Annotated in this window: 14 protein-coding genes; 5 read left to right on the forward strand and 9 right to left on the reverse strand. The window is 64.3% G+C overall.

The window, feature by feature from the left end:
• Positions 1-52: 52 nt before the first annotated feature.
• Genes hpnC through hpnA form a run of 3 tightly spaced genes read right to left on the reverse strand, consistent with a single transcriptional unit; the run spans position 53 to position 3,151 of the window.
• Complete coding sequence (hpnC, locus tag S101446_RS11180; protein WP_087608382.1) at positions 53-916, reverse strand: squalene synthase HpnC; 864 nt, start codon at positions 914-916, stop codon at positions 53-55.
• Positions 913-2,145: a glycosyltransferase gene (locus tag S101446_RS11185; RefSeq protein ID WP_026019570.1), complete on the reverse strand. Its 1,233-nt coding sequence runs from the start codon at positions 2,143-2,145 to the stop codon at positions 913-915. Before S101446_RS11185 ends, hpnC begins: the two co-directional genes overlap by 4 nt.
• A gap of 10 nt (positions 2,146-2,155) precedes the next feature.
• The gene (hpnA, locus tag S101446_RS11190; protein ID WP_010511505.1) at positions 2,156-3,151 is read right to left on the reverse strand and encodes a hopanoid-associated sugar epimerase; all 996 of its coding nucleotides are present in this window, start codon (positions 3,149-3,151) and stop codon (positions 2,156-2,158) included.
• Between the two features lie 194 nt (positions 3,152-3,345).
• Between hpnA and S101446_RS11195 the strand changes: the two genes are divergently transcribed.
• Both S101446_RS11195 and S101446_RS11200 read left to right on the forward strand, forming a co-directional pair.
• Positions 3,346-4,422: a lysylphosphatidylglycerol synthase domain-containing protein gene (locus S101446_RS11195; RefSeq protein ID WP_010511506.1), complete on the forward strand. Its 1,077-nt coding sequence runs from the start codon at positions 3,346-3,348 to the stop codon at positions 4,420-4,422.
• A gap of 44 nt (positions 4,423-4,466) precedes the next feature.
• Complete coding sequence (locus S101446_RS11200) at positions 4,467-5,369, forward strand: prephenate dehydrogenase/arogenate dehydrogenase family protein (RefSeq protein WP_087608879.1); 903 nt, start codon at positions 4,467-4,469, stop codon at positions 5,367-5,369.
• Between the two features lie 127 nt (positions 5,370-5,496).
• Here S101446_RS11200 and pyk read toward each other — a convergent pair whose 3' ends face one another.
• The 4 genes from pyk to S101446_RS11220 are packed head-to-tail and all read right to left on the reverse strand — an operon-like array spanning position 5,497 to position 9,158.
• Positions 5,497-6,936, reverse strand: a complete 1,440-nt coding sequence (pyk, locus tag S101446_RS11205; protein ID WP_167376437.1) for a pyruvate kinase — start codon at positions 6,934-6,936, stop codon at positions 5,497-5,499.
• 30 nt (positions 6,937-6,966) lie between these two features.
• Entirely contained in the window at positions 6,967-7,935 is a 969-nt protein-coding gene (locus S101446_RS11210; protein WP_087608384.1) for an SH3 domain-containing protein, read from the reverse strand.
• Between the two features lie 15 nt (positions 7,936-7,950).
• The gene (locus S101446_RS11215; RefSeq protein ID WP_010509444.1) at positions 7,951-8,337 is read right to left on the reverse strand and encodes a DsrE family protein; all 387 of its coding nucleotides are present in this window, start codon (positions 8,335-8,337) and stop codon (positions 7,951-7,953) included.
• On the reverse strand, positions 8,334-9,158 hold the full coding sequence (locus S101446_RS11220) for a HesA/MoeB/ThiF family protein (RefSeq protein WP_087608385.1): 825 nt from the start codon (positions 9,156-9,158) through the stop codon (positions 8,334-8,336). Before S101446_RS11220 ends, S101446_RS11215 begins: the two co-directional genes overlap by 4 nt.
• A gap of 197 nt (positions 9,159-9,355) precedes the next feature.
• Between S101446_RS11220 and S101446_RS11225 the strand changes: the two genes are divergently transcribed.
• Positions 9,356-9,979, forward strand: a complete 624-nt coding sequence (locus S101446_RS11225; protein ID WP_019084955.1) for a DUF2939 domain-containing protein — start codon at positions 9,356-9,358, stop codon at positions 9,977-9,979.
• 50 nt (positions 9,980-10,029) lie between these two features.
• Here S101446_RS11225 and S101446_RS11230 read toward each other — a convergent pair whose 3' ends face one another.
• The gene (locus tag S101446_RS11230; protein ID WP_010513711.1) at positions 10,030-10,257 is read right to left on the reverse strand and encodes a DUF3126 family protein; all 228 of its coding nucleotides are present in this window, start codon (positions 10,255-10,257) and stop codon (positions 10,030-10,032) included.
• 292 nt (positions 10,258-10,549) lie between these two features.
• Here S101446_RS11230 and S101446_RS11235 point away from each other — a divergent pair, with 292 nt between their 5' ends.
• On the forward strand, positions 10,550-11,083 hold the full coding sequence (locus tag S101446_RS11235; RefSeq protein WP_010509452.1) for a hypothetical protein: 534 nt from the start codon (positions 10,550-10,552) through the stop codon (positions 11,081-11,083).
• Here S101446_RS11235 and S101446_RS11240 read toward each other — a convergent pair.
• The gene (locus S101446_RS11240; RefSeq protein ID WP_087608386.1) at positions 11,055-12,863 is read right to left on the reverse strand and encodes a hypothetical protein; all 1,809 of its coding nucleotides are present in this window, start codon (positions 12,861-12,863) and stop codon (positions 11,055-11,057) included. The two genes, S101446_RS11235 and S101446_RS11240, sit on opposite strands and share 29 nt — an antisense overlap.
• A 343-nt stretch (positions 12,864-13,206) precedes the next feature.
• Between S101446_RS11240 and S101446_RS11245 the strand changes: the two genes are divergently transcribed.
• A complete protein-coding gene (locus tag S101446_RS11245; RefSeq protein ID WP_010509456.1) occupies positions 13,207-14,097 on the forward strand; it encodes an MIP/aquaporin family protein in 891 nt (296 codons plus the stop codon).
• Positions 14,098-14,161 lie beyond the last annotated feature (64 nt).

Consider the following 14,161-nt stretch of genomic DNA (forward strand, 5'->3'; position numbering starts at 1 on the left):
AGTTCCGCCTGTTCTTAGCGGCAATCACGACCAAGGACAAAATCCCGTCCCCTCAGACCAGCGTACGCACGGCCCCCGCCACCGCGCGCGCCACATCCATGCGCGACAGCTTGACCCGCCCCGCGATGGGGTCTTCCGTCCGCAGCCGCTGCGCCAGACGCCGCGACAGGCCCACGATCACCGCCGCCTCCATGCGCATGCGCCGGTCACGGATCAGGCCGGGCAGCAACGATGCATGACGATTGAGTTCATCCACCCGGTCCAGCAGCGCATTGAACACCCGGCGCATCCCTGGCAGCGTGTAGCCATGGCGCAGGTCATCCACGCCCACCCCTTCACGCTCCAGCCACGGGCGCGGCAGGTAGCAACGATCAAGGTCACGCAGGTCATCGGCGCAGTCCTGCAGGTGGTTGATGACCTGCAGCGCGGTGCACAGCGCGTCGGACGCAGCAAACGTGCCAGCACTCTCCCCATGCAGTTCCAGCAGGAAACGGCCGACGGGATTGGCGGAATAACGGCAGTATTCCTCCAGTTCCTCCCATGAATCATAGCGATTCTTTACCGCATCCTGCCGGAAGGCCACGATCAGGTCGGTGGCGGTATCGGTGGAAACCCCGGTCTGCGCCAGCGTGCGGCCCACGCGCACCGCCGTCTGCGCATCCGGCCGCTGCGGTGCGGTGCGTTTGCCCAGCACCACGTCCTCCATGGCGTTGAGACGGGTGATCTTGGCGTCCGCATCCAGCCGGTCGGTATCGACGATATCGTCGATCACGCGGGCAAAATCATAATAGGCATGGACGTGCGGGCGCAGCCTGCGGCTGATCAGCAGGGAGCCGACGGGAAAGTTCTCGTCCCCGGCATCCTTGCCCGACGAGACATCCTCGCTGCCCCACACGTTCCGCTCATCAGTATTCACCCTACATCATCCCCCATGCTGCGGTTCATTACGGCTGCGGTGCCCTCACCGCGCATATGTGTCGAAATCGCGCCGTCCGGTTCGGTATAGGCGCGGTTTTTCCACACCGTGCCCCGGCCCCGATGGTGGTCCAGCGCGGAACCGACCGTCGCCAGCGTATAGAACCCGGCAATGACCGGCAGCAACAGCGCCCATGACGGCGACTGGTTGAAACGCCGCAGGGTGGGGGTGTACGACGCCATGGACATGACCCATGCCCCCGCCCCCAGCAGGCACGGCAGGCCATGGCTGAACAGCGCAAGCTGCAGCGGCGCGATCCACACCAGCACCATGCCGATCACCGTTCCCGCCAGCATGAGCGGCGAATACCCAAGCTGCACATAGGCCGTGCGCGCCACCATGCGCCAGATATCCGACGGATGGGGATAGGGCCGGATGGAGCGGGCCAGGCAGCTGTGCCCCAGATAGATGCGGCCGCCACTGTGCTTGATGTGGGCGGCCAGCGTGCAGTCATCGATCAGCGCGCCACGCAGGCTTTCGATCCCGCCAATGCGGGCAAGGGCGCTCCAGCGCACCAGCACCGTGCCGCCAGCCGCCCCCGCAACCCGGCTGCGCGGGTTGTTCACGCTGGCGAAGGGATAGAGCAGCGCGAAAAAGAACACGAACGCCGGAACCAGCATGCGCTCGGCCGGGCTGGCGCAGTTCAGTTCCACCATTTCCGAGACCTGGTCCAGCTTCCCCGCCTGCGCCTTGGCCACCAGTGTCGAGACATGGCGCGGGTCATGGGTGATGTCCGCATCGGTCAGCAGCACGAACCCACTGGAATCGGGCACCATCTCACGCGCCCGCGCAACGCCCTGCGCCACGGCCCACAGCTTCCCGCTCCAGCCCGCTGGCCGCGCCTTTCCGCTGACCACCGTCAGCCGGCGCCGGGGGTCCGGCACGGATCGCGCCAGCCGACCCGTGCCATCGGTGCTGTTGTCGTCCACCAGAATGACGTGCAGCAGGCCGGGATAATCCTGCGCCAGCAGCGACCCCACGCACTGCTTGACCGATGCCGCCTCGTCACGCGCAGGCACCACGATGCAGACTTCCGGGCAGTCCGCGCGTTTGAGTTGCGCGCCACGCACGGGGGAGAGGATCGGCCCCGCCTGCCAGAACCAGCCATGACAGAAAATCAGCCCGACCCAGATAACGAACACCAGAATGGATAGGGGAAGCAGCAACATGACAGGGTCCTCAATCCAGCATTCCATGCTGTCGGAACCAGTCGATGGCATCCTTCACCGCCTCACGCGCGGGACGGGGGGCATAGCCCAGTTCGCGGATCGCCTTGTCGGAAGAAAAGAACATCTTCTTGTGCGACATGGCCAGCATTTCGGTCGTGACCCTTGGCGCGATGCCAAAGGCGCGCGACAGCCATTCGCTGGCCACGGCCACGGGCCAGATCACGGCCTGCGGCAGGCTTATGCGCGGCGGGGCCACGCCTGCGATTTCCGCCGTCATGGCGAACAGGTCGCGCAGCAGGTAGTTCTGGCCGCCAAGAATGTATTTTTCCCCGATCCGACCGCGTTCCAGCGCCAGCGCGTGCCCTTCGGCCACGTCATCCACATGCACGATGTTCACGCCGGTATCGACATAGGCCGGCATGCGCCCTGCCGCGCAGTCCAGGATCATCTGTCCCGTGGGCGTGGGCTTGATGTCACGGGGTCCGACGGGGGTGGACGGGTTCACGATCACGGCAGGCAGCGCGCGTTCATGCACCAGGCGCAGGACTTCCTGCTCGGCGCGGTATTTGGAACGCTTGTAGATACCGATCACGCCATGTTCATGGACCGGCGTTTCCTCATCGGAAATCGTGCCATCCCCGATCAGGCCAAGGGCCGCGACGGACGAGCAGTACACGATCCGCTCCACCCCGGCCTTCTGCGCCGCCAGCATCAGCGCGCGCGTGCCTTCCACGTTGGCGATCATCATCGGCACCGGGTCGGGCACCCACAGCCGGTAATCCGCCGCCACATGGAATACGTAGCGGCAGCCCTTCACCGCCGCGTCGAAGCTGTCGGGGGTGGACAGGTCCCCTTCCACCAGTTCGGCGGGAAGGTCGCGCAGGTTGGTCAGGTCGCTTCCCTTGCGTACCATGAGCCGGAGCGTATGGCCGCGCTCCACCAGATTACGGGCAACGGCGGAGCCGACAAAACCGGTCGCACCGGTTACAAGGGTTGGGGCAGTCATGGTCTGAACGATCGCTCCGTCAGGGGACAGAAATCACGATTGCGATTACGGACTCGCAACCAGCGGGCGTTCCATTTATCCCGACACCTCCCGGTGGCGCCAGACCCTGCTGTAGTGTAAGTCAGGCACAACCGGCCAGTGCGGCACGAATTTTACCCGGTGTTCCCACGCCAACAGACCAAGACGGATCTTTTTTGAGAAAGCTCACCATCCTGCTGGCCATCCTTGGCCTGGCCCTGCTTACAGGCTGCACTGCGTGGCTTGGCGCGGGTTCGGTCATGAAGGCCATCGTCTCCATCGGGTTCATCGGTTTCATGGCGACCGTCATGGCCCAGCTTGCAGTCGATGCAATACTGGGTCTTGCGTGGCACGCAGCTTGCCGGGACATACCGTTCGTGCAACTGCTGGTTTCGCGCATGATCCGTGACGCCGCCGCATCCTGCCTGCCGTTTTCACAGCTGGGCGGCATGGTGCTGGGGATCAGGGCCACGTGTTCGAGCGACCTGTTCGCCGGGCCGAAGGGCCGCCATGTGGATGGGAGCGAGGCCGCCTGCGCCAACCTGGTGGACATCACCACCGAAGTCATGGGCCAGATCCTGTTCATCCTGACCGCCGTGGCATGCCTGGTGGCCCACCAGCAGTCCAGCCCCTTTGCCCGCCCGGTCATGATCGGCCTTGTGCTGCTGAGCATGGGCATCGCGGGCTTCATCTATACCCAGCGCCGGGGTGGCGACCTGCTCAAGCGCGCGGGCAAGATGCTGGGCCACAACATGGCCGCCCAGTGGCAGGACGCGATGCTGAGCAGCGCCGACAGCATACAGGAACGCTTTGACGCCATCTGGTCCCATCCCAGCCGCATCGTGCAGGGCGCGCTGCTGCATTACGTGGGCTGGCTGGGCAGTGCTGCGACGATCTGGGTGGCCTATTATTTTCTTGGCGCGCATCTCGGCTTCGGGGGCGCCATCGCGATCGAGGGCGTGGCGTGCGGCATCATGTCCGTCTCGTTCCTGGTGCCGGCGGGACTGGGTGTGCAGGAAGCCGCCTACATGGCCCTGGGTTCCGCCTTTGGCATCGCCCCTTCCGTCTCGCTGGGGCTGTCGCTGCTGCGGCGCGGGCGCGAACTGGTGATCGGGATTCCCATGCTGCTGCTGTGGCAGGCAATGGAAATGCGCGCCCTGCGCCGCCGCTCCGCACAGGGGGAAACCGCACCGGCCGCCGCCCCCGTATCCATTCATGATTCCACCCCACCCACGGACATCACGCGGGATTGATCCCGCGCGCCCCTGCCCCTTCAGACAGACAGACATTCCCCACCATGACGGACCAAACCGTACCCCTGTTCGATACGCTGGTCATTATCGGCCCCGGCCTGATCGGGTCGTCCATCCTGCGCCGGGGGATGGACGACCGATGCATCGCGCGCCGCCTGGTGGCCTGTGACATAAGCCCAGAAGTCCGCGCCCGCGTGGCCGAACTGGGCATTGCCGATGTTGTGGAAGCCGACCCGGCCACGGCCGCGCGGGATGCGGACTGCGTGATCATATGCGTGCCCGTGGGCGCAATCGCGATGGTGGCGGCCCAGGTCATGCCCGTCATGAAGAAGGGTGCGATCCTGAGCGAAGTGGGATCGGTCAAGGTCACGGTGATGGAGGCCATGCAACCGCTGCTGGCCCGGTATCCCGATATTGCCTTCGTGCCCGCGCACCCCATGGCGGGCACCGAATTTTCAGGCCCGGACGCAGGCTTCGCCACCCTGTTCGAGGACCGGTGGTGCCTGCTGACCCCGCCCGAACACACGCCAGCCACCGCCATCGCGCGCGTCACCGCATTGTGGGAGATGATGGGCGCGCGCGTGCGCAGCATGACCGTTGACCATCATGACCGTGTCTGCGCCATTGTCAGCCACCTGCCGCATCTGCTGGCCTTCACCATATGCGGCACGGCGGATGACCTGGCGGATGAAACACGCTCGGAAGTGCTGGATTTCGCGGCGTCGGGCTTTCGCGACTTCACGCGCATCGCGGCGTCCGACCCGACCATGTGGCGCGACATTTTCCTGAACAATCGCGAGGCGCTGCTGGACATGCTTGACCGCTTCATCGCGGACGCGCAGGCCATGGGCGACGCCATCCGCACGGGGGATACGGACGTGATCGTCAGCCGTATCCAGCGCGGCCGCGCCATCCGGCGCAGCCTGATCGAAAACCGGCAGGCCTGATCAACTATCTGTTTTAAATATACTATTTATGAAAATAGAAGTTTTTGGTGAAGCTTTTTTCAAAAAGCTTCAGGGAACGCCGCCTTTTTGAAAAAAGGCGGCACCCAAAACTTCTGACAGTTTCTGATCAGGTAATCGTGGCGATCCGCAGCGTGTTGGTGCTGCCCGCCACCCCGAACGGCAGGCCCGCAACGATCACCACCGCGTCCCCCGCCGTGCCATAACCATCACCCTTCGTCACCGCCAGCGCCTGATCCACCACGCTTTCGATATTGTGGACCGGCGTTTCCTGCCCCACGGACACCGCCTGCACCCCCCATGCCACCGCCAGCCTGCGGGCGATGTCATCGGTCGGGGTCAGGCCAAGGATGGTGCAGGTGGGCCGTTCGCGCGCAATGCGCAGCGCGGTGCGGCCCGACAGGGTAAAGGCCGCCACGGCCGCGGCATCAAGGGTGGATGAAATCTGGCGCGCGGCGGCGGCAATGGCGCCGGGCACATCATGCTGGGGGTCGGGGCTGGATGTTTCCATCTGGCGACGCCAGACTTCATCCTCCTCCACCCTGCGCACGATCCGGTCCATGATGGCGACCGTTTCACGCGGGTATGACCCCACCGCCGTTTCCGCCGACAGCATGACCGCGTCCGCCCCGTCAAACACCGCCGTCGCCACGTCCGATGCCTCGGCCCGGGTGGGGGTCGGGGCATGGACCATGCTTTCCAGCATCTGGGTCGCCACCACGACCGGGCGGCCAAGCTGCCGGGCAATGCGGATGATGCGCTTCTGCGCCAGCGGCACGCGTTCGGGCGGCAGTTCGACCCCCAGGTCGCCGCGCGCCACCATCACCGCATCCGACAGGGCCACAATCTCATGCAGGTTGTCCATCGCCTGCGGCTTTTCCAGCTTGGTCATGATCCATGCCCGGCCAGCCGCCAGTTCCCGGGCCTCACGCACGTCCTCGGGGCGCTGCACGAAGGACAGGCCGACATATTCGATGCCAAGGTCCAGCGCGAAGGCCATGTCCGCCCGGTCCTTGTCCGTCAGCGCGGGAATGGGCAGGACCACATCGGGCACATTGACCCCCTTGTGATCCGACAGCGGGCCGCCAAGCGCCACCTCGGTAACAAGGAAATCGTCGCCGCGGTCACATATCCGCAGCGCCAGCCTGCCATCATCCAGCAACAGCGTGCTGCCCACGGCGGCGGCGGCAATGATTTCGGGATGCGGCAGGCAGACCCGCGTCTCGTTCCCCGGGGCGGGATCAAGATCCAGCCGGAAGCGTGCCCCGGCGCTCAGCTGCACCTTTCCATTGGAAAAATTGCCCACGCGCAGCTTTGGTCCCTGCACATCGGCCAGAATGCCGACCGGACGCCCCAGTTCGGCCTCCACATTGCGAATCACGGCATGACGGGCGGCATGGTCGGCATGGGTGCCATGGGAAAAGTTCAGCCGGAACACATCCACCCCCGCCACCGCCAGCGCGCGAATGGTCGCGTGATCTGTCGTGGCCGGGCCCAGTGTCGAGACAATCTTGGTCCGGCGCATGGCGCGATAGGGTGTATCCGGCATTTTCTTCTCCAGCCTGTTTACGATCAACCGTCAGGAGGGGGATATGACCTCCTGCGGCAACAGTCCCCACACGGCGCTGCGTTCCAGCCAGCCGCTGTACTGCTTGACCGATACCTTGCACCACGACGTACCCGCCTGGCACTGCCGCAGCGTGCCCACCACGCCGGGACGCAGTACGGCAACGACGGGTGATGTCGTGCTGGCGTCCGAATGCAGCATGACAGCCCCCCTGATATCCGCCGCGTCAGCGGCATCCGCCACATGGCCGACAATACGGGTATCCGCCCGGCCGATCACGTCGGTTTCCTTGGCGGCAGGCTGTCCTGCCTGCCGGGCATCACCCTGTGGGGGCAGTCCCGGAATGACAAACGTGCGCGTTCCCACCAGGGTTGCCTGATGGACCCAGCCCTTCTGGCCGTCCGAATCCTCCACCAGGCGCCAGACATCGAATTCACGCTCGATCTTCACCGGCAGGCCGCGGCGGTGGTACACCCAGTCGATGGGATAACGCTGGCCCGGTCCGGTGCGCAGGTTGACCTCATCCGCGCGAAAGGCGGCGAAGCGCGGCAGCGGCAGGCCGGTCACGCTGCCCTTCGTATTGTCCACCGGCGCAAGGGCCGCGGGCGCATCCGGCGGCGCGGCCGCATGCGCAGGTGGCGGCGGGGCGCTGCCGCCGGCAACCGCGGCAGCCCCTGCCGCACCGGTCGCGGCCCCCGCCGCCGCACCGGCAGCCGCGGCCGCATGATGGTGGTGATGCGCCCCGGCCGCGTGGGCCTTCTTCTCCTTGCCCGCATGGGCATGGGCGGTCGTCGTGGCCTCGGCGGTCCTGGCATGGTGGGCATGATGGTGCGTCGTGGCCTGCGCCACGGCACGGTCCATATGCCCCCCACCCATGACCAGCACGGCTGCACAGGCTGCCAGATACCCCCGCCGCACGGGGACGCGGGACGGCACGCGGGCCGGTCGCGCAAGGAATTCATGCCGCACGCACTGCGCCATCGTGTTCTCTTGTCCTTACAGGGTTATGATCTGCCGCCCCCGGGCGGCTTCAAGGAAAGTCGGGACGCCCGCCACCTGCACGCAGGGCAGCAGGCGGTCCGCCGGAAGATCGCACAGTTTCAGTGCCGCTTCACAGGCCATGAATTTCGCATCCAGTTCAATTGCCGCGTCACGCAACGTATCCATGCCCGCGACCCCACGCGCGCGCACCAGTGCGTCGTCACCCGCATCATGCAGCCCGCTCCAGTCACGCGCCAGCGCATGCACCCCGCGCCCCGCCGCAAACACGATGACGGGCCGGCCAATGGCCAGCGCCCCCGCCGCCAGAACGAAGGCATAATGCGCGCGGGCGTACGCCCCGTCATATAACAGGATGGCCAGGGCGCCGTCGTCCCCCATCATGATGCCACCCCTTCGGACATGCTGCAGGCCACGGGGGCGGCGTCACGATGGGCGGACAGGTCATGGATGGTGGGATGCGCACCACACAACGCGCAGTCGGGGTCGGCCGGCAGGGTAATGGTGTGGAAGCGCATGGCCAGCGCGTCCCATACCAGCAGCCGCCCGGCAAGGCTTTCACCGATACCAAGGATTTCCTTCAGCGCCTCGGTCGCCTGCAGCGTGCCCATCACACCCGTCACCGCGCCGAACACGCCCGCCTCGGCGCAGGACGGCACCGTGCCCGCAGGCGGGGCTTCGGGATACAGGCAGCGGTAGCACGGGCCACCGGGGCGGAAGGTGGACAACTGTCCCTCGAACCGCAGCACGGCGGCGGAAATCAGGGTCCGTCCCTCCAGCGCGCAGGCATCGGCCACCAGATAGCGGGTGGCGAAATTGTCGCAGCCATCACACACAAGGTCATGGTCACGCACCAGCGCACGCGCGTTATCCGCAGTCAAGCGGACGTTATGACAATCGACCCGTGTTCCCGGATTGATCGCATGCATGGCCCGGGCAGCCGACTCGACTTTTGGCTGACCGATCCGGTCGGTCACATGCGCGACCTGACGCTGCAGGTTGGACAGTTCGACCACGTCATCATCAACCAGGCCGATGCGCCCCACCCCCGCCGCGGCAAGGTACAGGGCAACGGGTGACCCGAGTCCGCCCGCGCCAACGATCAGAACACTGGCCTTTTTCAGGGCGTCCTGCCCCGTCCCGCCAACTTCGGGCAGCAGGATGTGACGTGCATAGCGCTGGATTTCGTCCTCGGAAAAATTCATCCCTGCCTCCTGCCCCGGCCCGTCGCGCAGCCATGGCCGGTATACCGTGCCTGTTGCGTGATGTAGCCGGAAGCGATGGGCATGCAATCACGATTACGTGATAATTCTTTCAGCCAATCATGAAACCAATGCATGCCGGATATGTTTCCAGTATAGTCTAGAAGAGCCGTGAAACCATCTGGGGGGAGTATAAATCAATGTCATATCTTTCCCGCATGGAAATTCCCGACAGCATTGCCTCCCTGCGCCGCCAGCAGGCGCGATGGGTCTGCGCGGGCACGCTGGCGGCAGCGACCTCGCTTTACGCCGCATCGCCATTTTTCACGCTATGGTCCATCACCTCGGCCATCCGCACGCATGACATGGGCAGCCTGAACACCTGTCTCAAATGGGAATCGGTACGCAACGGGCTGAAGACACAGGCAGTCGACAGCCTGCTTGGCCCCCCGCATGCGGATGACGAACTGCCGGAATTCGGCGCATCCTTCGCGTCCTCCGCCGTGTCGAACGCCATTGACGAGGAAGTGCGCCCTGACAAGCTGGGCATGCTGGTGGACCACCTGATGCCGTCCGAACAGCCCGGCACGCCACAGGCACTGTTCGGCCTGATGCGGCATGTGCATATGCATTTCACCCATCCGGGCGTGTTCGAGGCAAGCGTCATCATGCCCGGGCATGAAAATGAAACGCCGCTGCGCCTGCAGATGCGCATCCATGCCTTCCAGTGGAAAATCCATCACATAGACCTGCCTGCCCCCAGGCACGCCCCACTGGTCGAGGCTTCGGCCGGACCCATGCCCCAGCCGGTCACCCAGCCCTGACGCGGCTGTAACGGGCGGGCGTTCCGCCCGCCATGTGGCCGGTTGATGGATTACTTCGGGGCGGGCAGGTCTTCTTCCAGAACGGTCATGTGGACGGCATAGGAGACTTCGCCTTCGTCCTCGTCACGGTGGACGGTACCCACCACTTCACCATTGACCGCGAGTTCAACGGACAGGCCAGCACGCGGCGGCGCATTGACCGTCAGCCCCGGTGAACCCAGCAGACGACGCAGGCAGACCTGAAGACGCGAAATTTCGGAAGAGGACATGGCAGCCATGAAACGTATGTTCTCCAAAATGGCAGGACCCGCCAGAAATAGGATCAGGGCCGGATATGGCCCGGTGGTCAACGCGCGTGGCAGGTCCGGTCAGGATCGCGCGGCTGCCCCGTGACACGTGCGGGCATCGCCGCAGGCTATAGGCATATGTGTCCGCCCCTGCAACCGCATGCCCATGATTTTCCCCGGCATCGCCGCGTCCCCGCCACGATTCCCCTGTTCCCTGACCATAGCGCAACACCAGTAAGAAGGGAGAACAAAGACCATGTGCCTACGATCTTTTCCCCGGCTGATGCTGCTTGTGGCCCTGCTTGCTCCCCCCATCGGGCTGACAGCGCTTGCAGCCAGCCTGCCACAGTCCGGTCCTTCCCCGACCGAAACCGGGATGGACCTGAACGCGCGCAGCCTTTCACGCCAGATCCATGAAGATGGCGCGGAAGCCACCGTCAGGACACTGGACACGCACCGGGCATGGCCCCGCCTGCGCCGGGCCGTGGCGGCGGGGTGGGATGGATGGATTGAACTGGTGCCCGACCTGATCGCCCATACGGATGACGCGACAGCCCGCCAGCTCCGCACCGCCCTGCGGCAGGCGCTGCCCCGTAACCCGCATGCCGTCCTGTCCGTGCTGGACCCTGGAAACGGGCCACTGCTGGGCGCGGGCGCGCTGTGCACGCCCCATGGCATGCCCGTACGCTGGGCGCGTGACAGCATGCGCGCCATCAGCGCCGAACATGACATTCACCTGACCCATCAGGTCAATGACTGCCTCGCGGCGCTGTCAGCCAGCACGACGGCTACTGGAAAGGCAAATAGCGGAACGTGACGTAAATGGTGTTGCCACCGGTGGTGGGGGATGCCCCGTCACCACCTTTATAGGCCAGCTTGCGCAGATAGGTGTACTGCACGCCGCTCATCACCGCGCCATAGCCACCCTGCAGCACATGCCACCAGCCGCCTACCGTCAGGTCGGCCAGGGTATGGGTCTGCGCGTCACAGCTGCCGCCGGTAATCATTTCCACATTACAGCTGCTGAGCGCCAGATCGTTCACGCCATAGCCATACTGGTAACCATCCGTGCCGGTATAGGTACGCCGCCCGGCATGTTCCACGCCACCATACAGATAGACCAGCAGGTTGGGAGTCGGATGGCCGATCAGCCCCATGCTGCCGATGATTTCGGGAATGGGGGCAGGCGCGCCATTGGCCTTGAACGTGGCGTCGGGCAGCATGCCGGGGCCGTAGCGGCCGATCCCCTCGCCCGCCAGCACGTTGCCGGTAAACTGCAGGTAGCGGGGAATGACATGCACCGTCACATCGCCACCAACGCCCCCGGCAAAGGACACCCGTTCGCGGATTGGGCCGCCACTGGCGGACTGGGACATGGCCTTGAACCAGCGCGCGAGACCATAGATTTCATAATGGGCGGGCTTGGTATCCAGCGCGCCCTTCAGCACGATATCCGGGGCGACGTCCATGCTGTACTTGGCGTTGGGGTTGAGCATGCCCGAGCCTGCGTTACTGTAGAGGATGCGTGTACCCGATGATGCAAGGATATCATCATCCGTACCACTCAGCATCGGGTGGTCACTGCTGCTGCCCGACGCGGCATAGGCCACCTGTGGCGCCTCCAGCGACAGCCCCAGCCACCATTTGCGCCCGAAATCCTTGATGAAGCGGATCTGCGGCACGCGGGTGAACACGATGCCCGGTATCTGGTTGTTATCGACCACCGGCGGCAGCTGTTCATGACGTGACAGCAGGCCCTGCGTATAGCCGGTGGTCAGGCTCCATGCCTGGCCCGCCAGCACGTGGAAGCCCCATTTCGTGTTGCTGTAGGTCATGTACGCCTGGCGGATTCGCGGCGTGTAACTGTTGGTCTGGTAACTGTTGGCCGTGCCCGCAGCCCCCCCGAAATCGGTTTCGATATAGCCCGACAGGGTCTCGTCCTTGGTGGGGGATCCCTGCAGCAGCACGCTCAGACGCGTCAGCTGCGCGGAGGGACGATATTCCCCCGTATGCGCATTGGGGCTGTTGGCATAGGGGAAGCTGCCCCAGCTTGTGGCGGGACCGCTGGTCAGATTCTTGCTGCGGTAGATGTTCGAAAAATCAATGAAACCACCCAGGCGCACCGACACCCCGCCAATGCGGAAGATGGGGGGCAGGCTGTCCACGCCCGTCTGGGTAATGGCCAGCGGGCTGGAGGAATCAAGGTCAAGCTTGGGCTGCGCGGGGACGATGGATTCCGTCATGGTGTTTTCAGCCGCAGCCTGAGCCTGCGCGTCATCCGACAGGGTCGGACCACCAATGGTCAGGCGCGACAGGTCGGGCATGGCCGTGATCTGTCCCATCGTACTGCCACCCGACGTCCCCCCGCCCGATGATGCATGACCGCCTGAACGCAGCGTGCGACCGGCCAGGACATGCTGGCTGCCATGCGTCATGCCATGACGGGATTCCAGCTGTTCGACCTTGGCTTCCAGCCGGCGCATTTCGGCATGAAGGGCGCGGATTTCCGCCATGTCGTCCGCACGCGCATCAGCGGATACGGCCATGCCACCCAGCATGACCATCAACCCGCCAAGCAGCAGGCGCGGCCGCCGCATTCCGTCAGGATGACAGGAAAAACGATCCACTTTCCAACAGTAATCCATCAGTCTGGCGCGTCTGCCCCTGAACATGCGGTTAATAAAAAAACCTGTCCGCACCCGCTGCATGTACTGATGGTGAATACAGTAACAGACGGACGCGACAGATAAAAACCGATCCCTTCCTTATCCGTCATGGACCGGACGGAGTAGAGGAATGGCCCGACACCCTATATAGAAAAAACGTTCAACTGCTATGCATTAACTATTCTCATGCACGGCATATATTCGCATGATTTCGTTTATTTCACACCATTTCTTCCCTTAACTCAAGACCTCTACCTGCTTGAATGAAGGAGTAATGGACATGACCGCAGCCCGGCTGCCCGGTTCCCACCCCATTGAGGACCGGCCACTCGCCGGGGCGCCGCACCCCGATCATCCCTTCCACTGGAAACTGTATGGCTGCGAACTGGTGGCGACAGTGGCCCTTATGATCTGCGGGATCGTGTCCGTCACGGTACTGACGACACCCTATACCGCCATCGGCCGGATGCTTGGCCCCCATCCGATCGTGCAGACGGCGCTGTGCGGTCTGTTTTTCGGACTGTCGGGCACGGTTGCGGCATTCACTCCGTTCGGGCGGGTCAGCGGGGCGCATGTCAGTCCCTCCGTCTCACTGGCGTTCAGCCTTGCGGGGCGGCTGGGGGTGGTGGACCTGTGCGGGTATGTGGCGGCACAGATGACAGGGGCGTATGTCGCGACCCTGCTTCTTGCGGCGCTGGGGCATGTGCTGCCCGAATGGGGCCGGATGGCGCAGGCTTCCGCCTATGCCGCGACCGTGCCCTTTTCAGGGGTCGCCATCGTGTGGCCACTGGTGACCGAAGTGGTGCTGACGGCACTGCTGGTACTGATGCTGTGCTACCTTGCGGGCCATCCCGTCCTGAAATGGGTGACGCCGTGGGCGGGGGGCCTGTTCTTTTTTGTCTGCAACCCGATTTCCGCATGGCTTTCGGGCAACAGTTCCAACCTTGCGCGCAGCTTTGGCCCGGCCATGGTCGCGGGACAGTGGGAGTCGTTCTGGATCTATGCGCTGGGGCCGTTCATGGGGGCTGCGCTGGCGATATGGCTGATCCGCACGCGCGTGCTGGGCCGGATCGAGGTGGAGGAAGCGCGACTGGTCAATTTCGGCCATCATGGCCGCATTCCCTCCCTACTGCACCCCGGACACCATGCCGGGGAGAAGGACTGAAATCACGATAAATTATAGTGGTTAGCCAACGTGGCACTTGCAATTCGTTAAAATCATTCCCAAG

This window comes from Komagataeibacter europaeus, from assembly GCF_002173515.1.
Lineage (GTDB): Bacteria > Pseudomonadota > Alphaproteobacteria > Acetobacterales > Acetobacteraceae > Komagataeibacter > Komagataeibacter europaeus.